Annotated in this window: 25 protein-coding genes; 6 read left to right on the top strand and 19 right to left on the bottom strand. The window is 56.3% G+C overall.

What is annotated here, in order from left to right; genetic code table 11:
- Nucleotides 1–116 precede the first annotated feature (116 nt).
- Nucleotides 117–1,403 (bottom strand): NCS2 family permease, encoded by a 1,287-nt coding sequence (locus N909_RS0117455; RefSeq protein ID WP_036684107.1) that lies wholly within the window; start codon nucleotides 1,401–1,403, stop codon nucleotides 117–119.
- Nucleotides 1,404–1,643: 240 nt separating this feature from the next.
- Complete coding sequence (locus N909_RS0117450; protein ID WP_036684105.1) at nucleotides 1,644–2,762, bottom strand: TIGR03790 family protein; 1,119 nt, start codon at nucleotides 2,760–2,762, stop codon at nucleotides 1,644–1,646.
- Nucleotides 2,763–2,830: 68 nt separating this feature from the next.
- Between N909_RS0117450 and N909_RS0117445 the strand changes: the two genes are divergently transcribed.
- A complete protein-coding gene (locus N909_RS0117445) occupies nucleotides 2,831–3,244 on the top strand; it encodes a TraR/DksA family transcriptional regulator (protein ID WP_029917420.1) in 414 nt (137 codons plus the stop codon).
- 1 nt (nucleotide 3,245) lies between these two features.
- Here the strand turns inward: N909_RS0117445 and rsmI are convergent, their stop codons facing one another.
- From rsmI to N909_RS0117390, 11 genes are all read right to left on the bottom strand, one after another.
- Nucleotides 3,246–4,079: a 16S rRNA (cytidine(1402)-2'-O)-methyltransferase gene (rsmI, locus tag N909_RS0117440; protein ID WP_029917419.1), complete on the bottom strand. Its 834-nt coding sequence runs from the start codon at nucleotides 4,077–4,079 to the stop codon at nucleotides 3,246–3,248.
- On the bottom strand, nucleotides 4,080–6,044 hold the full coding sequence (locus tag N909_RS0117435) for an NAD(+) synthase (RefSeq protein ID WP_051689922.1): 1,965 nt from the start codon (nucleotides 6,042–6,044) through the stop codon (nucleotides 4,080–4,082).
- 28 nt (nucleotides 6,045–6,072) lie between these two features.
- Nucleotides 6,073–6,447 (bottom strand): YraN family protein, encoded by a 375-nt coding sequence (locus N909_RS0117430; protein ID WP_029917417.1) that lies wholly within the window; start codon nucleotides 6,445–6,447, stop codon nucleotides 6,073–6,075.
- Nucleotides 6,444–7,091 (bottom strand): ribonuclease HII, encoded by a 648-nt coding sequence (locus tag N909_RS0117425; protein ID WP_029917416.1) that lies wholly within the window; start codon nucleotides 7,089–7,091, stop codon nucleotides 6,444–6,446. Before N909_RS0117425 ends, N909_RS0117430 begins: the two co-directional genes overlap by 4 nt.
- 137 nt (nucleotides 7,092–7,228) lie before the next feature.
- On the bottom strand, nucleotides 7,229–7,576 hold the full coding sequence (gene rplS / locus N909_RS0117420; protein ID WP_029917415.1) for a 50S ribosomal protein L19: 348 nt from the start codon (nucleotides 7,574–7,576) through the stop codon (nucleotides 7,229–7,231).
- A 90-nt stretch (nucleotides 7,577–7,666) separates the two neighbouring features.
- Nucleotides 7,667–8,407, bottom strand: coding sequence for a tRNA (guanosine(37)-N1)-methyltransferase TrmD (gene trmD / locus N909_RS0117415; RefSeq protein ID WP_029917414.1), 741 nt, complete (start codon nucleotides 8,405–8,407; stop codon nucleotides 7,667–7,669).
- Nucleotides 8,404–8,934 (bottom strand): ribosome maturation factor RimM, encoded by a 531-nt coding sequence (gene rimM, locus N909_RS0117410; RefSeq protein ID WP_029917413.1) that lies wholly within the window; start codon nucleotides 8,932–8,934, stop codon nucleotides 8,404–8,406. The genes trmD and rimM overlap by 4 nt, the downstream gene beginning before the upstream one ends.
- Before the next feature lie 47 nt (nucleotides 8,935–8,981).
- On the bottom strand, nucleotides 8,982–9,215 hold the full coding sequence (locus tag N909_RS0117405; protein ID WP_029917412.1) for a KH domain-containing protein: 234 nt from the start codon (nucleotides 9,213–9,215) through the stop codon (nucleotides 8,982–8,984).
- Nucleotides 9,216–9,273: 58 nt separating this feature from the next.
- A complete protein-coding gene (gene rpsP / locus N909_RS0117400; protein ID WP_029917411.1) occupies nucleotides 9,274–9,549 on the bottom strand; it encodes a 30S ribosomal protein S16 in 276 nt (91 codons plus the stop codon).
- Nucleotides 9,550–9,624: 75 nt separating this feature from the next.
- Nucleotides 9,625–10,977 carry a signal recognition particle protein gene (gene ffh / locus N909_RS0117395; RefSeq protein ID WP_029917410.1) on the bottom strand — a complete coding sequence of 451 codons (1,353 nt, stop codon included), beginning with the start codon at nucleotides 10,975–10,977 and terminating at the stop codon, nucleotides 9,625–9,627.
- Nucleotides 10,978–11,066: 89 nt separating this feature from the next.
- Nucleotides 11,067–11,321: a putative Se/S carrier protein gene (locus N909_RS0117390; protein ID WP_029917409.1), complete on the bottom strand. Its 255-nt coding sequence runs from the start codon at nucleotides 11,319–11,321 to the stop codon at nucleotides 11,067–11,069.
- Between the two features lie 203 nt (nucleotides 11,322–11,524).
- On the opposite strand from N909_RS0117390, the gene N909_RS0117385 reads away from it, so the two are divergent.
- Nucleotides 11,525–11,782, top strand: coding sequence for a hypothetical protein (locus N909_RS0117385; protein WP_029917408.1), 258 nt, complete (start codon nucleotides 11,525–11,527; stop codon nucleotides 11,780–11,782).
- Nucleotides 11,779–12,279 carry a DciA family protein gene (locus tag N909_RS0117380; RefSeq protein ID WP_051689921.1) on the top strand — a complete coding sequence of 167 codons (501 nt, stop codon included), beginning with the start codon at nucleotides 11,779–11,781 and terminating at the stop codon, nucleotides 12,277–12,279. Before N909_RS0117385 ends, N909_RS0117380 begins: the two co-directional genes overlap by 4 nt.
- On the opposite strand, the gene N909_RS0117375 is transcribed toward N909_RS0117380, so the two are convergent.
- From N909_RS0117375 to alr, 6 genes are all read right to left on the bottom strand, one after another.
- On the bottom strand, nucleotides 12,245–13,030 hold the full coding sequence (locus N909_RS0117375) for a tRNA1(Val) (adenine(37)-N6)-methyltransferase (protein ID WP_051689920.1): 786 nt from the start codon (nucleotides 13,028–13,030) through the stop codon (nucleotides 12,245–12,247). The two genes, N909_RS0117380 and N909_RS0117375, sit on opposite strands and share 35 nt — an antisense overlap.
- A 78-nt stretch (nucleotides 13,031–13,108) precedes the next feature.
- Entirely contained in the window at nucleotides 13,109–13,426 is a 318-nt protein-coding gene (locus N909_RS25090) for a cytochrome c3 family protein (RefSeq protein WP_029917405.1), read from the bottom strand.
- 106 nt (nucleotides 13,427–13,532) lie between these two features.
- Nucleotides 13,533–14,057 (bottom strand): 5-(carboxyamino)imidazole ribonucleotide mutase, encoded by a 525-nt coding sequence (purE, locus tag N909_RS0117365; RefSeq protein ID WP_029917404.1) that lies wholly within the window; start codon nucleotides 14,055–14,057, stop codon nucleotides 13,533–13,535.
- Nucleotides 14,058–14,080: 23 nt separating this feature from the next.
- A complete protein-coding gene (purD, locus tag N909_RS0117360; protein WP_029917403.1) occupies nucleotides 14,081–15,358 on the bottom strand; it encodes a phosphoribosylamine--glycine ligase in 1,278 nt (425 codons plus the stop codon).
- Between the two features lie 176 nt (nucleotides 15,359–15,534).
- Nucleotides 15,535–17,100 (bottom strand): bifunctional phosphoribosylaminoimidazolecarboxamide formyltransferase/IMP cyclohydrolase, encoded by a 1,566-nt coding sequence (purH, locus tag N909_RS0117355; RefSeq protein ID WP_029917402.1) that lies wholly within the window; start codon nucleotides 17,098–17,100, stop codon nucleotides 15,535–15,537.
- A 254-nt stretch (nucleotides 17,101–17,354) separates the two neighbouring features.
- Complete coding sequence (alr, locus tag N909_RS0117350) at nucleotides 17,355–18,497, bottom strand: alanine racemase (RefSeq protein WP_029917401.1); 1,143 nt, start codon at nucleotides 18,495–18,497, stop codon at nucleotides 17,355–17,357.
- 260 nt (nucleotides 18,498–18,757) lie between these two features.
- On the opposite strand from alr, the gene thiD reads away from it, so the two are divergent.
- The 3 genes from thiD to speD all read left to right on the top strand — a co-directional run bounded on the left by thiD (nucleotide 18,758) and on the right by speD (nucleotide 22,487).
- Entirely contained in the window at nucleotides 18,758–20,188 is a 1,431-nt protein-coding gene (thiD, locus tag N909_RS0117345; RefSeq protein ID WP_084167800.1) for a bifunctional hydroxymethylpyrimidine kinase/phosphomethylpyrimidine kinase, read from the top strand.
- A 99-nt stretch (nucleotides 20,189–20,287) separates the two neighbouring features.
- Nucleotides 20,288–21,586, top strand: a complete 1,299-nt coding sequence (gene thiC / locus N909_RS0117340) for a phosphomethylpyrimidine synthase ThiC (RefSeq protein ID WP_029917399.1) — start codon at nucleotides 20,288–20,290, stop codon at nucleotides 21,584–21,586.
- A 112-nt stretch (nucleotides 21,587–21,698) separates the two neighbouring features.
- A complete protein-coding gene (speD, locus tag N909_RS0117335; RefSeq protein ID WP_029917398.1) occupies nucleotides 21,699–22,487 on the top strand; it encodes an adenosylmethionine decarboxylase in 789 nt (262 codons plus the stop codon).
- Nucleotides 22,488–22,490 lie beyond the last annotated feature (3 nt).

The raw sequence follows: 22,490 nt of genomic DNA, 5'->3' as shown, positions 1-22,490 counted from the left end.
GCGAAACTGTCAAACGCAAAAATCCGGGTCGCCGACGCAAAACGGCAAAGCGGCCGGCACACAACCCTGTGGCAAACGATACTGAGCGGCCCGCCGGAGACGACTTCCCCAGACGGCTAATAGATCAGGCTCAAGGCGGAAAAAAAGGCCGCGCCGATCAAAAACGGATCGCACTCCTTCGCTTTGCCGAGGCAGATCTTGATCAACACAAAAGACAGGAAACCGAAAGCCAGTCCCTTGGCGATTGAAAAGCTCAACGGCATCATGACAAAGGTTAAAAAGGCCGGCAGCCCCTCTTCGAAATTGTAAAAATCGATGTCGCGGACCCCGCGCATCATGAAGATACCGACCGCGATCAGAGCCGGTGCCGTGGCAAAGGCAGGGATCGCGACGATCACCGGGGTAAAGAATGCCGCCAGCAAAAACAACAGGGCCGTGACCACTGAAGCCAGGCCGGTCCGTCCGCCGTCGGACACGCCGCTGGCCGACTCGATATAGGTGGTGGTGGTGCTGGTTCCCAGCAGCGCCCCACCGACCGTGGCCAGGGCGTCAGCCTTGAGCATGACCGGCAATTCGACGATATCACCTTTTTCATCAGCCAGCCCGGCTTCCCGACAAACCGCAAGCATGGTCCCCAGGCTGTCGAACAGATCGACAAACATGAAGGCGAAAATATTGGCCCACATGGACAGTTTCAGCGCCCCCATGATATCGAGCTTAAAAGCGATCGGACTGATTGATGGCGGGATCGCCACCAGTCCGGTGGGGACCGGAGAAAAGCCGGTCAGCATCCCGATGACGGCAATAATAAGGATCGCCAGCAGGATGGAACCGCGAATTTTGCGGATCTCGAAAATAGCGATCAGCAGCAGGCCCAACAACCCCAGCAGAACCGGCGGAGTCAACGGCCCCAGCCCGACCAGGGTGGCATCGTTCTTGACAATCAGGCCGAGGTTCTTCATGCCGATAAAAGCGATGAACAGACCGATGCCGATGGAGGTTGCCAGGCGCAGGGACATGGGAATGGCATGAACAATCCGTTCGCGCAGGCCCAGCCAGGTCAGAATCAGGAAAAAGACCCCGGACAGAAACACCACGCCAAGGGCGGTCTGCCAGGGCAGTTTCTGCCCGGCAACCAGCACAAAGGCAAAAAAGGCGTTCAGGCCCATGCCCGGTGCCATCATCAACGGAACATTGGCCCACAAAGCGAGCAGCAGCGTGGCCAATCCGGCGGTCAGACAGGTGACCGTGGTTAGTGCTCCTTGATCCATCCCGGTGGCCGACAAAATGTCGGGATTGACAAAAACAATATAGGCAGCAGTCAGAAAAGTGGTGATTCCCGCGATAACTTCAGTGCGGACACTCGAATGCCGCTCTTTGATTTTGAAAAATTCTTCCAGCATAGCAACCTCCTGGCAGAGCATCGGCCAAATAAGTTTTTGGCTATTATAAATTTCAAAAAAACCGAAACGATAATCATGCGCTATTTCACAGCGCCATGAAAAGAAAAAAATGCCAGATCTGCTATGGAACAGGCCGATAGCTTACCGCTGTTAAATTCGTGCGGGCGGCCAGTGGCACCTCGATGTGCGGTTAGCCCGGGAGCAGGGCGGGCAGAGCGCAACCAGACCGCCTAGTCCAGATCAGTTACGAAACGGACGATACAGCGGATCGCCGAGAAGGATCATCTGCCAGGACAGGTAAGGGAGACTGTAAAAATAGCTTTCCACCAGCGAGTAATAGCCATCGAGCAAATAGCCGAAGAACAGGTCGGGGCGCGGAAAGGCCTGGACATAGGGCTCGGCCACCGGCCCCAGGGTCGCCGCCGCGCCGGAATCGAGCATTCGTTTACACCAGCCCTGGCTGGCAGCTTGCTTCAAGGTGGTACATTCGCCGCTGGCAATATGGTAACCAACTGCACCGGGTTGCCAGGTAAAGATATCGGTATAAGCACCCAGGCTGTACCAGCCACTGTAAATGGCCGCCTGCGGGGCTGCCGCGAGAAGCGCCTCGGTCTCCTCCAGAACCACCTCCAGACGGCTGATGGCAGCCGTGGTCCTGGCCGCCTGATGCAGGGCGGTATCATAGCGCTGGTAAGCGCCCTGCCCGCCATTCGCCGGCCAGCGGGCATCGAAATAAGCCTTCCCCCGCAGCCCACTGCGCTCTGTGGCCAGACTGTCATCGATCATCCGGCGCACGATATCCGGGGTCGCCGCATCCAGGCGGGAAACCAGCAGGACCGTTTCGACAGCCCCCTGCCCCCCGCGCTTTTCCAACAAAGGATTAGCAAGCCAGCCTGCCAATGGATAATCCTCTACGCGGGCCAGGGCGATTTCGGAGTCAACGGCGGCAGAACTGACCGCCAGGCCACTTGCTTGCGCGCCCTCAGCGGTGGAATCCGCGGCGGCGGGTTGCTCTGCCAGAATTTTCAGGGGTAGCCCGTAAAACAGCACTAAACAGTGAATCTTTTCCGCTCCGGGCTGGGCCAGCCTCTGCCGCAGCGGTGCCAGCAGCTGCTGTTGATACTCCTGGCGGCTGCACTGCTCCTCGGCGGGCATGGTCACCGTCAGCAGATTGGTCTCCGGGACGAGTCTTTTTTGCTGATAATAGCGGGCCAGTTCAACACTGTGGGGAACCGCCCGGTTGGCAATCAGCAGGATATTCTTCGGACCCAGCGCTACCGCCGGCAGCACGGCCAGAACGAGCAGCAGCAGGGCCAGCGGCACAATGGCAAATTGATACCCGGGCCTTTGCAAAATCATGACAAAACCCTCATCAAATTCAAAAAATAACGGATTTATATAGGCTACCAAACAAAGGAGGGAGCGTCATGAATATTGTCGATAGCGATCTTTGTCATTTGGAGCTGGATGAGCAGTACATGAACAGCAAACAGCAGAGCTATTTTCGCCACAAACTGCTGTGCTGGCGGGAAGGGTTGCTGGCCGAGCTGAAACAATCGCAGGATCGAATCCGCAGCAATGAACCAAGCGGCGGCGACCTGATCGATCAGAGTGTGCATGACCGCAACAAAATCATGGACTTCATCGCCCGTGACCGAGTCGAAAAGACCATCGTGCAGATCAATGCCGCGTTGCGCCGGCTGGATGAGGGTTCTTACGGTTATTGCCTGGCATCAGGTGAAGAGATCGGCCTGCAGCGGCTGCATGCCTATCCGATCGCAACGCTCTCCGTGGAAGCCCAGGAGCAACTAGAAAACCGTCAGCGCCTCGTCCACTGCTGAGTCAGTCCTCCGCCCGTAGGGCCAGCGATTCGCGATAAACATCGCTGCCCGGCAGGTTGTGTTCCCGCGCGACCTGCCGGACGATCTCCTTCCAGCTCAGCTCGGTGTCCGCCCGCAATTGCCGGAGGGATTCGGTGACGGTCAGGGTCGGCGCCGCCTGCACGGCCGGAGCCAGCAGCAAGACCAGTTCGCCCTTGACCGCTCCCGCGCTGAAATGCTCCAGTGCTTCGGCGGCACTCCCGGTGAACAGTTCTTCATGGCGTTTGGTCAGCTCGCGAGCTATGGCCAGCGGGCGGTCCGCGCCGCAGACGGCGACGATATCGGCCAGGCATTTCTGCAGCCGATGGGGGGTTTCGTAGCAAGCCACCGTATGCGATTCGTTTTGGTAGCGTTCCAGAAACTGCTGCCGGGCGTGCGCCTTGGCCGGAACAAAACCGACAAAACGAAAACCGTCTGTAGGCAACCCGGAGATGGACAGGGCCGCAACCAGGGCTGAAGGACCGGGAACCGCAACCACCTCGATCCCGGCAGCTCTGCAGCGCGAAACCAGCCGGAAGCCGGGATCGGCAATACAGGGGGTCCCGGCATCGCTGATCAATGCCAAAGAGTGGCCAGCCTGAAGCTTGTCAAGCAGTTGTTCGGCACGCTGTTCCTCATTATGCTCATGATAGGAGATTAGCGGGGTTCTGATGGCATAATGATCGAGCAATTTGCGACTGTGCCGGGTGTCCTCGGCGGCGATCATCTCCACCTCCGCCAAAATTCGCACCGCCCGATAAGTGATATCCTCCAGGTTGCCGATGGGCGTTGCCACCACATAGAGAAGACCGCTCACTTACAATTCCTCCAATTGGCTCAGCCACCAGGTCACGGTCGCATCGCTGGGCATCCGCCAGTCGCCACGCGGCGACAACGCGACGCTGCCGACCTTGGGGCCGTCCGGGAGACAGGAGCGTTTGAACTGTTGGCTGAAAAAACGTTGATAAAACTTACGCAGCCAGCCCAGAATAACCTCATGTGAATAATCCTCCCCAAAGGCAAGTTCGGCCAGGGCCAGGACCTTTAGAGGCGGGAAATGCAGTCGCACCACCTGATAGAGAAAGAAATCGTGCAGCTCATAGGGGCCAACCACTTCCTCGGTCAACTGGTTGATCCGTCCTTCAGCATCAGGCGGAAGCAACTCGGGCGACACCGGGGTGGCACAGATATCCGCCAACACCGCCGAGGTCCTGCCGCTGAATTCCTCGCGGGCGCACCATTCGACCAGATAGCGCACCAGGGTCTTGGGCACCCCTGAATTGACCGCATACATCGACATGTGATCACCGTTATAAGTACACCAGCCCAAAGCCAGTTCCGACAGGTCACCGGTCCCGATCACCAGGCCGCCAACCTGATTGGCGACATCCATCAGCACCTGGGTTCGCTCCCGGGCCTGGCTGTTTTCAAAAGTCACATCATGCGTGGCCGGATCATGGCCGATATCATTGAAATGACCGCGCACCGCTGCATCGATGGAGATAATCCGCAGTTCGGTTCCCAGGTGCCGGGCCAGTTCCTCGGCATTGCCGCGGGTCCGGGCCGTGGTGCCGAAACCGGGCATGGTAATGGCGACGATCCCTTGCCGATCAAGGCCGAGACGGTCGAAGGCTTTGACCGTCACCAGCAGAGCCAGGGTGGAATCAAGTCCGCCGGACAGGCCGATGACCACCTGCCTGCTGCCGGTATGTTTCAGGCGCTTGATCAGGCCGCTGGTCTGTAGCTGAAAAATCTCCCGGCAGCGCTCGGCCCGTTCACCATCATCCGGCGGCACGAAGGGAGTGCGCACCACCGAACGGCAAAGCTGCCCGGCACTTAAGGCGGCAGCGCGGAATGGTTGCAGGCGAAAATCGCGCTCCGGTTGGGCGTTGCCGAAAGTGGTGTTGCGCTGACGCTCACCACAGAGCATGGCATAATCGATATCAGCCACTGCCAACTGGCTGGTGAATTGATAGCGTTCGGTTTCGGCCAGAATCCGACCATTCTCGGCGATCAGCGAATGACCGGAAAAGACCAGATCGGTACTCGATTCATTGGGCCCGGCCGAGGCATAGGCGTAAGCGGCCAGACAGCGAGCCGACTGGGCCGCAACCAGGGCACGCCGGTAAGCTTCCTTGCCGAGGATTTCCGGACTGGCCGAAGGGTTCAGCAAGAGGGTCGCTCCGGCCAAGGCCTGAGGGCCGCTCGGCGGCGCAACCGACCAGCCGTCTTCACAGACCTCGATGCCGATGCGCAGCTCCGGGATGTTTTCGGCCTGAAACAACAGATCGCTCCCGAAGGGAACCTGGCGGCTACCGATAGTCAGCTCGGCGCAGGTCCGGGACCATTCGGAACAGAACCAGCGTTGTTCATAGAACTCACCGCTGTTGGGCAGATAAGTCTTCGGTACCAATCCCTTGATCTCCCCCCCGGCCAAAAATGCGGCACAGTTGAACAATCGGCCGGCCGAGGACACGGGAACGCCCACGACCAGCACCATATCGGTCCCGGCGGTAAACCCGGCGACAGTCTCCAACGCCTGCAAGGCCCCTTGCTGCAGATGTTTTTGAAAAAACAGATCGGCGCAGGTATAGCCGGTCAGGCACAATTCGGGAAACAGGAGCAATTGGCACCCGGCCTCAGCGGCCCTGCTGGCAAGACGAAGGATTTCGGCAAGGTTGAAATCAATATCGGCAATTTTCAATTCCGGGGTTGCGACCCCGACGCGGAACAGCCCTAAAGCATTGAGATCCCGCGAAACCGATTGAGTGGTTGCTGTCATAAGTTCTCCATAAAACCTGGTCACAAGATCAGTCAGGCAGTGAAAACGCATCTGGCAGGTGCGTTATTTGCGCCGTGCCGTCACTCTGGCATAAAACCGCCAGAACATCAAATCTCGGTTGCAGCCTGCCCGGCTTGCCGGGTTGTTGCAGATACCACTGGGCGGTGCGGATGATCTGCCGTTGTTTGCGACTACCGACCGCCTCCTGAGGCGTACCGAAAGCGTTACTTCGCCGGGTTTTGACCTCGACAAAAACCAACCAGCCACGCTGCCGGGCGATAATATCGATTTCCCCAACCGGAGTACGGAAGTTGCGTTCCAGGATACACATCCCCTGTTTTTTCAAAAACTCGGCCGCCTGTGCTTCCCCCCAGGCCCCAAGCGACAGCCGTGCATCGCTCACCACACATCCCTAACGTGCTCTTTGACACCGCCAAAGGTTTTGCGGTGCTGGCTGCTGGGGCCGAAGGCAGCGATAGCCTGACAATGATCTTTGGTCCCGTAACCTTTATGTTTGGCAAAGCCATATTCAGGGAACTGCCTGTCAAAACTGAGCATGATCCGGTCACGCACCACCTTGGCTATCACCGAAGCCGCAGCAATCGACAACGAACGGCTGTCCCCCTGTTTGATGGTCTGCTGGGAAATCTTGACCGGCAGCGGAGTGATCCCGTCGATGAGCAGGTGATCCGGGGACTCTGCCAGCCGGGCAATAGCTCTGCGCATGGCCAACAGGGTCGCCTGAAGAATATTGAGGCGGTCAATCTCCGCTGCCGAGGCCACGCCTACGCCGACTGCGGTGGCCTGCCGACGGATTTCCGGGTACAGCGCCGCGCGTTTTTTTTCACTTAATTTTTTGGAATCGGTCAGCCCGGGCAGCAGGAACTGCTCAGGAAGAACCACCGCTGCCGCGACCACCGGTCCGGCCAAAGGGCCGCGCCCCGCCTCATCAATTCCGGCGACCAGCTGAAAACCACGCTGCCGGGCCTGCTCTTCGAAATACAGGGTGGAGACCGCAGCTTCTGTAAAGAGATTTAGCGTTGTCACTTCATCATTCCACTAAAGGCAAAATCACCAGCTGCCGATCAGACCCGAAAGGCGGGTTCACAACCCCACCGGCATGGCGGCAACAAAAAAAGCCCCCGACTTGCGAAGGGGGCTTCATTGTAGCGAATCTTTGCTGATCAGACCATCCGCTTTTCGGAGATCCGGGCAGCTTTACCGCGCAGGTTACGCAGGTAGTAGAGCTTGGCACGCCGAACCTGACCGATCCGGACCACCTCGATTTTGTCAATACTGGGGGAATGCAGCGGGAAAATCCGCTCCACACCGATATTTCCCGACATTTTACGCACGGTGTAGGAAGAACCGAGGCCACGGTTCACGCGTTTGATGCAGATCCCTTGGAAAATCTGGATCCGCTGCTTGTCACCCTCAGTAATTTTGACATGAACTTTCAAGGTGTCGCCAGCCTTGAAGGTCGGAATATCCTTTTTAATCTGTTCCATTTCCAGTTTATCGATAATGTTCATTCTTCTATCCTCCTCGGTTCATTTCGTCCGTTTTTGAATGATCCCTGTATTCTTTTTCCAGCGGCGGTACTCTCAGCGAACCCGCCCGCGTTACCCAGAGCCGGCTCGCCGGCGTAATTTTTCAATAAAAACCTGATCCTGTTCAGTCAGTTCAGCTGTCGCCAGCAACTCCGGCCGCCGTTCAAAGGTCCGCTGCAGTTGCTGCTCCCGGCGCCAGCGGGCAATTCGGCCATGATCCCCGGAAAGCAACACCTCGGGGACGGCCAGCCCGTTAAACACGGCCGGCCGGGTATATTGGGGATATTCCAGCAAACCGTCCGCAAACGAATCCGTTTCAACACTGCCGTTGGAGCCAAGGACTCCGGGCAGATGACGTGCAATGGCATCGATCATCACCATGGCCGGTAACTCACCACCGGTCAGGACGAAATCACCGATCGAATATTCCTCGTCAACCAGGGTCTGCCGAATCCGCTCATCAAACCCTTCATAACGCCCACAGACAAAGATCAGCCCGTTCTCACGGGAGAGTTGCCTGGCATGCTGCTGCCGAAAAGGAACCCCCTGGGGGGTCATCAGCAGCACCTTACTGCCGGGCGTCTCTTCCCGCAGACGGGCAATCGCCCTGGCCACCGGCTCCGGTTTCATCACCATCCCGTCACCGCCGCCATAGGGAGCGTCGTCTGTGGTCAAATGCTTTCCTTCGGCCCAGTCGCGTAAATTATGCGCACGAACCGAAAACAACCCCTGACTGACCGCCCGCCCGAGAATACTCTCGCCCAGCGGCGAAGTAAACATTCCCGGAAACAGGGTCAAAACATCAAAGATCATTGTTCTTCCTGGATCAGCCCGTCGGGGAGATCCACTCTCATAATTCTGCGTTCCAGGTCGATGTCCTGGACAAACTGCTTGACCGCCGGGATAAGAACTTCACCGAATTCACCCCGAACAACATAAGTATCGTGCGCGGAGCTGGAAAACAAATCAACAAGACTGCCAAGTTCACCACGCGTCACATCGATAACCTGCAACCCGTCCAGCTGACTCCAGTAGTATTCGTCGTCCTCCAGGTCCGGCAGCTGATCCTGCCGCAGCAGTAGCTGCCCGCCGACCAGTGGTTCCACAAGATTGATCGATTCATAGCCCGCAAAGCGGAGGAGAATCTGATTTTTATGCGCAGCCTGCCGAATGATCCGCAATTTCAGCCGATCGCCACGCGGCAGAGCCAGGTGAACCTGAGCAATATTCTGCAACAGCTCGGGATCACCTGATCTCAATCGAACTTTTATATCACCGCGCAAACCATGGGTACCGACAACGACACCAACGTCCAGAAGCGCTTCCGTTTCATTCTTCATCTAAAAACTATAAACGCCTTGGCGTAGAGACCGGACCAAGTCTTCGCTTACTCCATAATCTGCAAAGCAGCACGTTGATTTTCGCGAGTTGCCTTGGCGTTCAGCAATGTCCGCATCGCCTTAGCATTTCGCCCCTGCTTGCCGATAATCCGGCCCATATCCTCCTGGGCCGCAGCAAGCTTGATCAACACACTGCCATCTTCAGCAACTTCTTCCGAGATAACAATCTTGTCAGGTTGTTCAACTAAAGATTTCGCAATGTACTCGATCAGGTCTTTCATAGGTCATCCTCCGGGTAGTTGCGGGGTCGGCGCCCCGGATTCGGACCAGATTCAAGCATTAGGCTTCAGCTGTCGCCTTGGTCTTGAACTTGGTCCAGACACCGGCATGACGCAAGAGCCGGCGTACAGTATCGGTCGGCTGAGCACCTTTGTTAAGCCATTCCAAAGCACGATCTTCCTTGAAGTCCAGCAGAAATTCGTCCTGACGCGGATTATACTGGCCCAAGGCCTCAATAAACCGGCCATCCCGTGGGAAGCGCTCATCAGCTACGACAATCCGGTAGACCGGTTTCTTTTTTTGGCCACCGCGGGCGAGCCTGATTTTTACTGCCATGCTTTCTTTCCTCCTGGTTTTTCTGATTATAGTGTCTCTATTTCGAACAGAACAATGAGTCTCTATTCGTAGCCCTTAAAAAGGAAGCTGACCACCCCGGCCCAGCATTCCCTTGAGCCCCTTGGGGCCCATCTTCTGCATCTTTTTCATCATTTTCTGCGCTTCGGTGAAGCGCTTGAGCAACTGGTTAACATCTTGAACCCGGGTGCCGCTCCCTTTGGCGATCCGCAACCGCCTTGAACCGTTAAGAATTTTATGATTCAACCGCTCCTGCGGCGTCATCGAGCGAATGATCGCTTCAATCTTCTTCAGTTCATTTTCAGGAAGCTGCATTCCCTGGGCCTGCTTCATTGCCTTCCCCACACCAGGGATCATCTTCAGCAATGAATCAATGGAGCCCATTTTTTTAATCATCTGCATCTGTTCAAGGAAGGTTTCGAGAGTGAATCCATCCTTGCGCAGCTTTTGCTCCATGGCGGCGGCATCTTCAGCTTCAACCGCCGACTGGGCTTTTTCGATCAGGCTGAGCACATCGCCCATGCCGAGAATCCGCTGGGCCATCCGATCCGGATGGAACTGCTCAAGAGCATCCAGCTTTTCCCCCATACCAACCAGCTTGATCGGCTTTCCGGTCACCGCACGTATCGACAGCGCCGCACCGCCCCTGGCATCGCCGTCCAGTTTGGTCAGCACTACCCCGGTCAACGGAAGCTGCTCATCAAAACTGGCGGCAACCGTAACCGCGTCCTGGCCGGTCATGGCATCGGCAACGAACAGAATCTCTCGCGGCGAAATATTGGCAACGATTCTTTTGAGTTCCCCCATCAACTCAGTGTCAATATGAAGCCGACCTGCCGTGTCAAGTATAATTGTATCAAAACCGTTAAGTTTTGCGTAGTCCATTGCACGATTACAGATATCAACGGGGTCCTGACCGGCTTGCGAATCAAAAACCTCGACATTGATCTGTCGTCCAAGGGTCTTTAACTGCTCAATTGCTGCTGGGCGGTAAACATCAGCCGGCACCAGCAAAGGATTACGTTTTTCCCGCCGCAGTTTCAACGCCAGCTTGCCGCAGGAGGTGGTTTTCCCGGCACCCTGCAGTCCGCAAACCATCAACGGCACCGGTGGTTTCGCAGCGAGATCAAGGCTGTTATCCTCGCCCTCCCCCATCAACGCCGCGAGCTCTTCGCGCACCACCTTGATCACCTGCTGGGCCGGAGTCAGGCTTTTCAGCACATCCTGACCGACCGCACGCTCGCTGACCCGGGCAATAAAATCTTTGACCACGCGAAAATTGACGTCGGCTTCCAGCAGCACCAGCCGAATTTCACGCATGGTGGCCTGGATATGCTGCTCCGTCAAACGGCCATGGCCGCGCAGCTTCTTGAAAACCGAATCTAATTTATCTGAAAGCGTATCAAACATAATTTAATCTGTGGCAAAATCCACGAAAGAATGAATATAAAAACAGCACTTCCCATTGTCAAGAAAAAAGCTTTTACAAACAACCGGTTTCACATCAGACGGCAAAACACCCCCGAATCCAGTTGCCAGACCTCGACCATAACCAGCCCAGCCTGGTCCAGAGCGGCTCTCACCTGAGGCAGCAGCGCCTCACTAAACGTCACCGCCATTCCGCAATCAGCACTCAGCTGACGCGGCACGGGAATGACTTTAACTTTGAGCTGCTCGTGTTTGAGAACTTTCTCAGCTTTCATCACCCGATGAATCGAATGAAAAATTGCCACGATGTCACCATTCTCAACCACGAAAAAGCCACCTCTCTGTCCAAAGCGAACCGAGCCCAATCCGGGCGCGCATCATGCCATGATTGCCGCTGCCATGCAAGGGATATTCACCTTGCCGGGAAAATTGACAGGGCGGCTTCTTCAAGGGTAGAGTAGGCAAAAAATATGCTATGTTGACCAATAGCCTCGACAATTTTGCGCTGTCACAAACAAAGGAACGGCCCGTGCACAGAGATCAGATTCTTCCCCTTGTCACCCTTATCGCAGTTGCCTTCGGCGGCAATGTACCGCTGGGCTTCTTTCGCGAAAGCAGTAAAAAGTTCTCTTTGCGTTGGTTTGTCCTGGTTCACTTTTCCATCCCCTTCATCATTGTCCTGCGCAACCTGTTCGGATTCAGCTGGCGCTGGATCCCCGTTACCCTTGGCTGTGCCGTGGCGGGGCAATTGCTGGGCGGATTCATCAGCAGGCGAGCAAGGCGATGAAAAAAATCGAGCGCCCCCCGATGAAGAGGGCCGAACGGGTCGGCCACCTGATCAAGCAGATGTTCGACCAATCAGAACTGGGCCGGCAGCTGAGCCGTCATCAGGCCTGGCTGATCTGGGATCAACTGGTCGGCGAGCAGATTGCGGCCCGGGCCAGACCATTGAAATTGCGTCAAGGGGTCCTCGAAGTCCAGGTCGATCATCCGGTCTGGATGCAGCAGTTGCAGATGCTCAAACCGCAGATCCTCAAGAAGCTTGCTGCCCAGGCCCCAGAGGCGGGCATCACCGATATCTTCCTCAGGCAAAGCCGAGGGCCGGTCCCCGGCCGGCCAAAAAAACCGCAGCAGGCCGCTCCGCCACCCTGGCTTAAGGTCGAATTGACTCCCGCGGAAAAAGAACATATTGAAAAAGAACTGGCCGCAGTGAACAACCCTGAACTCAAAAATGAACTGCGAACCCTGTTCACCCGTCAGATTCAACACCAGAAATGTCGGTAGCCTCGCCTCGGGCAGACACCTGGCGGGAATAGATCCGCCGCACCTCGTCCGTATAATCGCGGGAACCGCCCTTGCTGTTGTAGAGAACCAGCGGCCCGGCCACCAGCAGTCCCGGCTTGGCGCCCTTGCGCCCTTCCAGCAACACCAGCTTGGCCTCGTCACCAAGGGTTGAATGGACCAGGCGCATCCGTTTCGGCTCCAGTCCGGCCGTCTTCATGTCGGCACAAATCTCCGCCAATCGCTCGGCCAGATGAATCAGCGCAAAACGACCTCCATGCTTCAGCAGGCGTGCCGCTGCCATTATAAAATCCGTCACGCCTCCGGCCAGTTCATGACGCGCCATCGCCCGCTCGTCATTCGGAGCAATCCGGCCGCTGTTAAGTTTCCGAAACGGCGGGTTGCTGACCACCAGATCGTATCCGGCGGCAGGCAGCTGTCGACAGACCTCCCGAAGATCTCCACAGACGACCTGAATCCGCGCAGACATATCATTGAGGCCAACATTACGCCTGGCCCGCTCGGCCAAAGCCTCCTGCCGCTCGATTGCAACAACCTCCCCGACCGCATAAAGTCGCCCCAGCAGCAGGGCCAGGATGCCGTTCCCGGTTCCCAGATCAACAGCCCGATCACCTTTGCGCACAGCCGCGAAATCAGCCAAAAGAATCGGATCAAGGGAATACCGATAGCCGTTTCGCGCCTGCAGCAAACGAATCCCGCCAAGGGACAGATCGTCAAGCGTCTCCTCAGTCATGCACAACCCTTTTCCCCATAAAAAATGCCAGCCCGGGAGATCCGGACTGGCATTGAAACCGATGACAGGAAAAAGTCATTATTTAACGTGACATTCCTTACACTTGGTTGGCCCTTTTTTCTCGGTTTTGTGGCAACCAGTACAGGTTTTATGGAAAGCATCTTTCGCTTTGGGAGCTTTGCTACCGTCGTGGCAACTTGTACAAGCAGCAAACTCACCGGTGTGGTGACAGGTTTTACAATCGGAGATGAACCCCTGGTGTGCTTCATGGGGAAAGGTCACCGTCCCCATTTTGGCTTCCAACTTGACTTCTGCAGGCCCTTTATCGGCAGCAACAGCAACCAGTGCTGTTCCGAAAAAAGCCGCAACGACCAGCAATACGAGAAACTTCTTCATTAGACTTCCTCCCTCTTGATTGAATGGTTGACCACCGTGGCAAAGGTAAAACAAAACCCCTGGCCATGTCAATGGATTTGTATATTGTATACAATCCGCAAATAACTCAGAGAAGACCGTCCGCGCGCAGTTTTTCCTGCAACCGTGCGGACTTTTTGATCACTCCGGCAGCCATTTCTTCTTTAAACAAAACCAATTTATCGGCAAGAACGACATCCGTTGTGGCCAGCATCTGCACCGCAAAAATCCCGGCGTTGCGTGCCCCGGCCGCACCGATAGCCATGGTGGCGACAGGAATGCCGGCAGGCATCTGCACCATGGCCAGCAGGGCATCGAGTCCCTGCAGCGAGGTGGCATCGATGGGAACCGCGATGACCGGCAGAGTGGTTTCGGCCGCCACGACACCGGCCAGATGCGCTGCGGCACCAGCGCCGGCGATCAACACCTTGAGCCCTCTGCCCCGCGCCTGGCTGACATACTCAGCGGTCCGTTCCGGGGTTCGATGGGCGCTCGATACGATCATCTCAAAAGGAACCTCAAACTGCTTAAGAATTTTCGCTGTTTCAGCCATGACCGCGTAATCGCTGTCACTCCCCATCAATATTCCGACCTGTGGTGTTTTTTCTGTCATCAACTTACCGCTCCTGCTAACTCTTAATGTGATCTGTTCAGTGCTTTGGCACCGATATCATGTCGAAAGTGAACCTTTTCCCATTCAATCAGGGCAACCCCCTGATAAGCTTTTTCAATCGCATCCTGTACGCTATCGCCCAGGGCGGTCACTCCGAGAACCCGCCCCCCGTTGTTGACGATCTGCCCTTGTTTAAACGCCGTACCGGCATGAAAAACCACCAGGTCATCCAGTTCGGCGGCAGCGTCCAGTCCGGAAATCGGCAAGCCCTTGGCAAACTCCGCCGGGTATCCGCCGCTGGCCATAACCACGCAGACCGCGGCTTTGTCGTGCCAGGCAATGGCGTCCTGCTTCAGCTCGCCGCGGGCGCAGGCCTGCAACACGGGGACAATATCCGACTTCATCCGCATCAGCAGCGGCTGTGCTTCAGGATCACCGAAGCGGGCATTGTACTCGACCACCCTGGGCTGACCGTCCTTGATCATCAGCCCGACATAAAGGATGCCGCAATAAGGACAGCCGTCCGCCGCCATGCCGGCGATGGTCGGTTTGACAATGGTATCGACAATGACTTGATGTAAGACATCCGTCACCACCGGAGCCGGCGAATAAGCTCCCATTCCACCGGTGTTCGGTCCCTGATCATTGTCATTGACCCGCTTATGATCCTGCGAAGAAGCCAGTGGCAGGATATTCCGGCCGTCGGTGAACGCGAAAAAGGAGGCTTCCTCGCCGTCCATATACTCTTCGATCACCACACTGGCGCCAGCCGTCCCGAACACCTTGTCCAGCATAATTTCATCCACCGCCGCGACAGCGTCCGCTTCGGTCATGGCCACGACCACCCCTTTTCCGGCGGCCAGGCCATCGGCTTTGATCACAATCGGTGCGCCCTGCTCCTTGATGTAAGCAACGGCCTCAGAATGGTCGGAAAAGCTCTTGTAGGCTGCGGTCGGGATGCCGTGCCTGGCCATCAGGTCTTTGGAAAAACCCTTGCTCCCTTCAATCCGGGCAGCGGACTTGCTGGGACCGAAAATATCCAGTCCGGCAGCTTTAAAACTGTCCACAATCCCCAGGGTCAAAGGAATTTCCGGACCGACCACAGTCAGATCGATCTGTTCAGCCAAGGCGAAATCGCGTAAGGCCTCGATTTCATCGACGTTAATATGAACACATTCGGCCAACTCGGCAATGCCGGGATTACCGGGCGCACAATAAACCTGCTCAACCAGCGGTGACTGGACGATTTTCCAGACCAGGGCATGTTCACGTCCGCCACCTCCGATTACCAGTACCTTCATGAGTCTTCCTTTTCTGCAATAGCCAGCCGTGAGCGTTGTTCAATCGCGGGCTGAGTCCAGGGTGGGCGATCACAGCCAATGCCGCGTTGCGGTGTCATTGGCTGTGCTAGGCCGAAACAAACGCAGCGTCCCGACCGTGCCTGAAAAAGTCCCGGGATGGACTTTTCACCAACCGGTTAATGCCTGAAGTGGCGCATTCCGGTAAAGACCATGGCAATGCCCGCCTCGTCCGCGGCGGCAATCACCTCTTCATCGCGGATCGAACCGCCCGGCTGGATCACCGCGGTAATCCCAGCGGCAGCGGCGTTGTCAATCCCATCACGGAACGGGAAGAAGGCATCGGACGCCATAGCGGCACCTTTGACTTCCAGGCCAGCATGCTCGGCCTTGATGGCGGCGATACGGGCCGAGTTGACCCGGCTCATCTGCCCGGCGCCGACGCCGATGGTCATCCCGTCCCGGCCGTAGACAATGGCGTTGGATTTAACGAACTTGGCGACCCGCCAGACGAATTCGAGGTCCTCGCGTTCTTTGTCCGAAGGAGCCCGTTTGGTCACCACTTTCCAATCGGCGCTCAACAGCAGATCGGCATCCTGAACCAACAACCCGCCATTGACCCGTTTAAAATCATAGCGCGGGCCGCTTTGTGACGACCACTCGCCGCACTCCAGCAGGCGAACATTTTTCTTTGCGGCCACCACCATGGATGCTTCCGCGGAAACCCGGGGAGCGATAATCACTTCGACAAACTGCTTGTCGACAATCGCCTGGGCGGTTGCGGCATCCAGTTCCTGATTAAAAGCGATGATTCCGCCAAAAGCCGATTCGGGATCGGTTGAGAAAGCGCGCTGATAAGCGTCGAGCAAGTCCGTGCCGGTGGCAACTCCGCATGGGTTGGCGTGCTTGACAATGACGCAGGCCGGTGCGTCGTTGAACTGCTTGACGCACTCCAGAGCGGCATCAGTATCACCGATATTGTTGTAGGAGAGCTCTTTCCCCTGCAGCTGACGTGCGGTCGATATAGAGACCTCGGCAACGTTTTTTTCGGTGTAAAAGGCGGCCTGCTGATGGGGGTTTTCACCGTAACGCATCCCCTGGGCTTTATGGAACTGGAGAGTCAAGGTCGGCGGAAACTCTGCGGCGTCCACGGAGGTTCTTTTCCCGAGCCAGTTTGAAATCGCCCCGTCATAAGCTGCGGTATGCTGATAAACCTTAACCGCGAGCTGGAAATTGGTGGCCGCCGATACCTCACCGCTGCTCTGCTTCATTTCGGCAATGACCGGCTCATAATCCTGCGGATCAACCAGAACCGTCACAAACTTGTTATTCTTGGCCGCACTGCGCAGCATGGTCGGCCCGCCGATGTCGATATTCTCAATGGCATCCTCCAGGGTGCAACCGTCCTTGGCCACCGTCGCTTCAAAGGGGTAAAGATTGACAACCACCATATCGATGGGCTCGATATCGTGTTTGGCCATGGCGTTGAGGTGCTCGGGATTGTCCCGCAGGCCAAGCAGTGCGCCATGCACCTTGGGATGGAGGGTTTTGACCCGGCCATCCATCATTTCCGGGAACCCGGTATAGTCCGAGACATCCATCACCGGAATACCGGCATCACGGATCATTCCGGCGGTCCCGCCGGTTGACAGAAGTTCGACACCAAAACTGTTGAGTTCACGAGCAAGGTCGATGACTCCGGTTTTATCTGACACTGAAATCAGTGCACGCTTGATAGCAGGCATGGGGCGGTTCCTTTCCTTCAATCCAAAGGGTTGTTCTGATCTAGAAACAAGGACGGGCAGCTCATCGCCAAAAAAGGCGGGCTGCCTGTTAATTAAATCCGCTGATGAATATCTTAAGTTACAGTTTGAGTTTAATATTTAAACCGGCAAAGTAAAGAGCAAGGGGCTACGGCGGGGCAGATACCAACCGCCATGGAGAATGTATTTGAAAAAGTGGACCTTTTAGCACGTTTCGACAGAGCTGACAACAGCTTTCAGCCGTTTTCCGTCACTGTCGGGTAGTGACGCGGGACCCGCTCGCCGATGCGGCAGAACACCTCATAGGAAATGGTTTCCAACTGCCCGGCCCAATCGTCACCGCTGATCACCAGTCCGTCGGCAGTGCCCAGCAAAGTGACACAGTCCCCGACCTCGGCCTGCGCAACCCCGGTCACGTCCAGCATAATCCAGTCCATACAGACCCGGCCGACAACAGGAACGATCCGACCGTGGAGGATGGCCCGGCCGCGATTGCTTAGCAGTCGATTATAACCGTCCGCGTAACCGATGGGCAAAACCGCGACTTTCATGTTCTGTGGTGCATGAAAACTGTGCCCGTAGGAAACTCCGGTCCCGGCCGGAAGCTCACGCAATTGGGCGATCCGCGTACGCAGGTTCATGACCGGCCGCAGGCTGACCCGATCGGCAAAATCAGGACCGGGCAGGCCGCCATAAAGCATGATGCCGGGTCGGGCCAGGGTAAATTCAGGACGGTTCCAGGCCACCAATCCGGCACTGTTGTTAAGATGCACATCCGGCGGAGCAATGCCCGCCTGGCGTAGCATGTCCAGCATCTGCAAAAACAGTTCGAGCTGTGCGCCAGTAACCGGCGAATCCAGGTCATCAGCGCAAGCCAAGTGCGACATGAATCCGGCAATTTCAAGCCCGGGACAGTTCTGCAACCGTGGGATGAACTCCTGCAACTGGTCACGCCGGAAACCGACCCGCCCCATTCCGCTATCCACCTTGAGATGAACCCGGACCCGCTTGCCGCGCCGGATCGCTTCGCTACTCAGGCGACTCGCCAGGTCGGCATCAAATAGTGCGGGCATCAGCCGGTGCTCGATAAACGCTCCTTCCTGCCCGGGAAAGCAACCACCCAACACCAGGATGGGGTCGACAACGCCGGCGGCGCGCAGTTCCAGTCCCTCCTCCAGGGTGGCGACTGCAAAATCGGTGATCCCGCATTGCTGCAGTGCACGGGTTACCGGAACCGATCCATGACCGTATGCATCAGCTTTGACCACGGCAAGAATCCGCTGTGTTTCCAGGCAGCACCGCTGTGCCTGACCAAGGTTGTGGCGCAGTGCCACCAAGTCGATATCAGCCCAGGTCGGGCGTTCTGAGAAAGCGATCATGGCCCTCATAGTCTCCAGATCAAAGGATGCGGGATGTTGAACAACAGCCTGTTAGCAGAAAAAGTCCGTTTATAAATATACCCGCCGGAAAACTCTGTAAAGCAACAAAACCAAAAGGGATTAATTGACACCAAGGTTTGCAACTGATAGGATTCTCCTTGATTGCTGTTTTTTCATTCTATTTTTTTAAAAATTATCCCGCCACCCGCTTCTTTAGGCAAACATCCCGGACCCAAATGAAAATAAAGGGAGACCACAGTATGCTATCCGGACTCTACCTGATCACGGACAACAATAAAGATGGAAAGCTCTTGGACAAAGTTTCGGCAGCCCTGACCGGGGGAGTCAAAATCCTCCAATACCGGGCCAAAGACATCCGTCCGGATGAACGGCGCCAGATGGCTGGCCAACTCAGGGAACTCTGCCGACAGCACAATGCCCTGTTCATTGTCAATGACCTGCCGGAACTGGCCCGCGAGGTCGATGCCGACGGCGTCCATCTCGGTCAGGACGACATGCCCGCGGTCCAGGCACGCCAGATTATCGGTCGCAATAAGCTGATCGGCATCTCCTCCCATAATGTTGACGAAGCCCTCAAAGCCGAAGCCCAGGGTGCCGATTACGTTGCCATCGGCAGTATTTTTCAGACCGCCAGTAAGGACGACACCAGCGTGGTCGGCCTGAAAACCCTGGCCAAAGTCCGTAAAGCCGTACGCGTTCCGCTGGTCGCCATCGGGGGCATTACCCCGGCAGGAGCCTATGAGGCGCTGCAAACCGGAGCTGATTCGGTGGCCATTATTTCCGGGATCATGGCTGACCTCGATCCGGCCCGGGCCGCCAAGGAATATTCTTTACTGTTCAACCGCCAGAGACCTTTTCCCAACGGCAAAGTGCTGACCATTGCCGGTTCCGACTCTGGAGGCGGTGCCGGGATTCAGGCCGACATCAAAACCATCACCCTGCTCGGCAGTTATGCCAGCAGTGTGCTCACCGCCCTGACCGCCCAGAACACCCTCGGGGTGACAGATACCTACCCAGTCCATACCGATTTTGTCATGAAACAACTGGACACAGTCCTTGACGACATCGGTGCCGATACGGTTAAAACAGGCATGCTGAGTTGGGGCGGGATTGTCTCACGAGTCGCCAAAACCATCGAAGACAGATCGCTGCTCGCCGTGGTCGATCCAGTCATGGTCGCCAAAGGCGGTCAATCTCTGCTCGACAAGGAAGCCAACGACAGCCTGATTTCCAGGCTACTGCCACAGACATATCTGCTGACCCCTAACTTACCCGAAGTCGGCGAACTGACCGGCTTTGAACCTGAAACCCTGGAGCAGATGGTTGAAGCCGGCCGCCATCTGCAGGAGTTGGGTGCCCGCAATGTCCTGATCAAAGGCGGCCATCTGGCCACCGCAGCGACCGACCTCCTGCTGCTCGGCGAGGAGGTCGTCGAACTGAACGGGGAGCGCTACGAAACCCACAACACCCACGGAACTGGCTGCACCTTATCAGCGGCCATTGCGACATTCCTGGCTCAGGGATACCCGCTCAAACTTGCGGTTGAAAGAGCTAAGTACTTCATCTCCCTGGCAATACGGGATTCTTTTCAAATCGGTCAGGGGCATGGCCCGGTCAATCATTTCTCTGCGGCCATGCAGTTCTTGCATGAACAGCCTGCAATGGATTAAGATACCTCCCACGACTTGAAGATCAGCGTTTCTTTTAACTGCAGCGCAGGCACCGACAAGGTGTCAGGCGCTGCTTTTATTCTGTAGAGGAATCACTCAATGACCCAGCTGGAAATGGCCCGTCAGGGACAGATCAGTGACTTTATGCGCGAGGCTGCTGCAGCCGAAAACATCGATCCGGAAATCCTGCGCCAACGGATTGCAGCTGGCACTGCCGTCATCTGCCGCAATGTCAAACACAATAATGGCCGTCCGCTGGCCGTCGGCGAGGGGTTGAGAACCAAAACCAACGCCAACATCGGCACCAGCCAGGACGACACCAGCATCGACAAAGAGCTTGAAAAAGCCAAGGTCGCAGCAGCGGCCGGCGCCGACGCCCTGATGGACCTGTCCACCGGCGGCCCCATCGATGAAATCCGCCAGGCGATCATTGCCGAAACCGATCTGTGTATCGGCAGCGTCCCGCTCTATCAGGCCGCCTGCGACGCAGTTCTGACCCAGGGCAAACCGATCGTTGATATGACCGTCGAGGATATTTTCGCCGGCGTTAAAAAGCACCTCGACGACGGAGTCGATTTCATCACCGTCCATTGCGGAGTCACCCGGGAATCGGTGGAGCGGATGGACCGGGAAGGCCGGCTCATGGAAGTCGTCTCCCGCGGTGGCTCATTTACCATTGAGTGGATGACTCATAACAACGCGGAAAATCCGCTCTATGAGTATTTTGATCGGCTGCTGGAACTGGTGCGCCCCTACGATGCCGTGCTCTCTCTCGGTGACGGTTTCCGGCCGGGCTGTCTGGCCGACGCCAGCGACCGGGCCCAGATTCAGGAACTGATCCTGCTCGGCGAATTGACCCAGCGGGCCCAGGAAGCCGGCATTCAGGTCATGATCGAAGGACCGGGACATGTCCCCCTGAACCAGATTGAAGCCAATATCAAGCTGCAAAAACGGCTCTGCCATGGAGCACCGTTCTATGTGCTCGGCCCATTGGTCACCGACATTGCGCCGGGCTACGATCATATCACTGCAGCCATCGGCGGCACCCTGGCCGCTGCTGCCGGCGCCGATTTCCTCTGTTATGTCACGCCCAGCGAACACCTGCGCTTGCCCACTATCGAAGACGTCCATGAAGGGGTCATGGCGGCCCGCATCGCCGCCCATGCCGCGGACATCGTGAAAGGGATCCCCGGCGCGATGGAAAAAGACAATGCCATGGCCATAAGCCGCAAGAAGCTGGACTGGGAAGGTCAGTTCGCAGTCGCCATTGATCCTGAAAAAGCTCGCCGTCTGCGGGCCGAATCCGGGGTGGATGAAGCACATGGTGCCTGCACCATGTGCGGAGCCCTGTGCGCTTACAAAGTCATGAATGAAAGAAACGAGAAGAAAGCGATCTGAAATTTGTTGCCGTCCAATCGGACAGACATTATAATCGGCCGTTTTTTTCAACCCTTGAATGATCAGAACAGCACCGGGGGCAACCCCGGTGCTGTTTCAGGAGGATCTGCCGATGAGTGCCAAAAGAGTATCCCGCCCCCGCCGCAAGCCAAAAATCAAGCTGCGCGGTTTCAATAATCTGACCAAAAGTCTGACTTTCAATATCTATGATATCTGCTATGCACAACGGCCCCAGGCCCGGGCGGAATATCTGGAATATATCGACGAAGAATACAACGCCGAACGGCTGACCAGGATTCTCACCGAAGTGGCCGAGATTATCGGTGCCAACATTCTGAACATTTCCAGCCAGGACTATGATCCCATGGGTGCATCAGTGACCATCCTGATTGCCGAAGAGCCCATTGAGCCGAAGCCGGATATCGTCCTGGCTCACCTGGACAAAAGTCACCTGTGTATCCACACCTACCCGGAAACTGATTCCAAATCGGGGTTATCTACCTTTCGGGTGGATATCGATGTCTCAACCTGCGGCAAAATCAGTCCGTTGAAAGCGCTCAATCACCTGATCTCCTCCTTTGAGTCGGACATTGTTCTGATGGACTACAAGGTGCGCGGCTTCACCCGGGACATCAAAGGTCGCAAACACTATATCGATCACCGCATCCACAGTATCCAGCAGTATATTCGCCGCGAAATCCGCGAACTTTACCAATGTGTCGATATCAACATTTATCAGGAAAACCTGTTTCACACCAAGATGCTGCTCAAGGACTTTGACCTGAACCAGTACCTTTTCGCGACCACCTTCGAGGATCTGTCGCAGGAAGAACGCATCAAAGTGAAAAAAATACTTGAGCAGGAGATGACGGAAATTTTCTATTCCAAAAATATTTACTGATGG

Source organism: Pelobacter seleniigenes DSM 18267, from assembly GCF_000711225.1.
GTDB lineage: Bacteria > Desulfobacterota > Desulfuromonadia > Desulfuromonadales > Geopsychrobacteraceae > Seleniibacterium > Seleniibacterium seleniigenes.
The sequence above is the reverse complement of the archived record's forward strand: the minus strand, read 5'-3'. Positions and strand labels throughout refer to the sequence as shown.

Excerpts from the sequence above, each read along its gene's own strand:
- N909_RS0117450 (WP_036684105.1), bottom strand. The coding sequence starts at position 2,762 with ATGATTTTGCAAAGGCCCGGGTATCAATTTGCCATTGTGCCGCTGGCC.
- rimM (WP_029917413.1), bottom strand. The coding sequence starts at position 8,934 with ATGAAGAATGAAACGGAAGCGCTTCTGGACGTTGGTGTCGTTGTCGGT.
- thiD (WP_084167800.1), top strand. The coding sequence starts at position 18,758 with ATGCTATCCGGACTCTACCTGATCACGGACAACAATAAAGATGGAAAG.
- rplS (WP_029917415.1), bottom strand. The coding sequence starts at position 7,576 with ATGAACATTATCGATAAACTGGAAATGGAACAGATTAAAAAGGATATT.
- speD (WP_029917398.1), top strand. The coding sequence starts at position 21,699 with ATGAGTGCCAAAAGAGTATCCCGCCCCCGCCGCAAGCCAAAAATCAAG.
- purD (WP_029917403.1), bottom strand. The coding sequence starts at position 15,358 with ATGAAGGTACTGGTAATCGGAGGTGGCGGACGTGAACATGCCCTGGTC.
- ffh (WP_029917410.1), bottom strand. The coding sequence starts at position 10,977 with ATGTTTGATACGCTTTCAGATAAATTAGATTCGGTTTTCAAGAAGCTG.
- purH (WP_029917402.1), bottom strand. The coding sequence starts at position 17,100 with ATGCCTGCTATCAAGCGTGCACTGATTTCAGTGTCAGATAAAACCGGA.
- N909_RS0117435 (WP_051689922.1), bottom strand. The coding sequence starts at position 6,044 with ATGACAGCAACCACTCAATCGGTTTCGCGGGATCTCAATGCTTTAGGG.
- N909_RS25090 (WP_029917405.1), bottom strand. The coding sequence starts at position 13,426 with ATGAAGAAGTTTCTCGTATTGCTGGTCGTTGCGGCTTTTTTCGGAACA.
- N909_RS0117405 (WP_029917412.1), bottom strand. The coding sequence starts at position 9,215 with ATGAAAGACCTGATCGAGTACATTGCGAAATCTTTAGTTGAACAACCT.
- purE (WP_029917404.1), bottom strand. The coding sequence starts at position 14,057 with ATGACAGAAAAAACACCACAGGTCGGAATATTGATGGGGAGTGACAGC.
- alr (WP_029917401.1), bottom strand. The coding sequence starts at position 18,497 with ATGATCGCTTTCTCAGAACGCCCGACCTGGGCTGATATCGACTTGGTG.
- N909_RS0117445 (WP_029917420.1), top strand. The coding sequence starts at position 2,831 with ATGAATATTGTCGATAGCGATCTTTGTCATTTGGAGCTGGATGAGCAG.
- trmD (WP_029917414.1), bottom strand. The coding sequence starts at position 8,407 with ATGATCTTTGATGTTTTGACCCTGTTTCCGGGAATGTTTACTTCGCCG.
- thiC (WP_029917399.1), top strand. The coding sequence starts at position 20,288 with ATGACCCAGCTGGAAATGGCCCGTCAGGGACAGATCAGTGACTTTATG.
- N909_RS0117375 (WP_051689920.1), bottom strand. The coding sequence starts at position 13,030 with ATGACTGAGGAGACGCTTGACGATCTGTCCCTTGGCGGGATTCGTTTG.
- N909_RS0117455 (WP_036684107.1), bottom strand. The coding sequence starts at position 1,403 with ATGCTGGAAGAATTTTTCAAAATCAAAGAGCGGCATTCGAGTGTCCGC.
- rpsP (WP_029917411.1), bottom strand. The coding sequence starts at position 9,549 with ATGGCAGTAAAAATCAGGCTCGCCCGCGGTGGCCAAAAAAAGAAACCG.
- N909_RS0117380 (WP_051689921.1), top strand. The coding sequence starts at position 11,779 with ATGAAAAAAATCGAGCGCCCCCCGATGAAGAGGGCCGAACGGGTCGGC.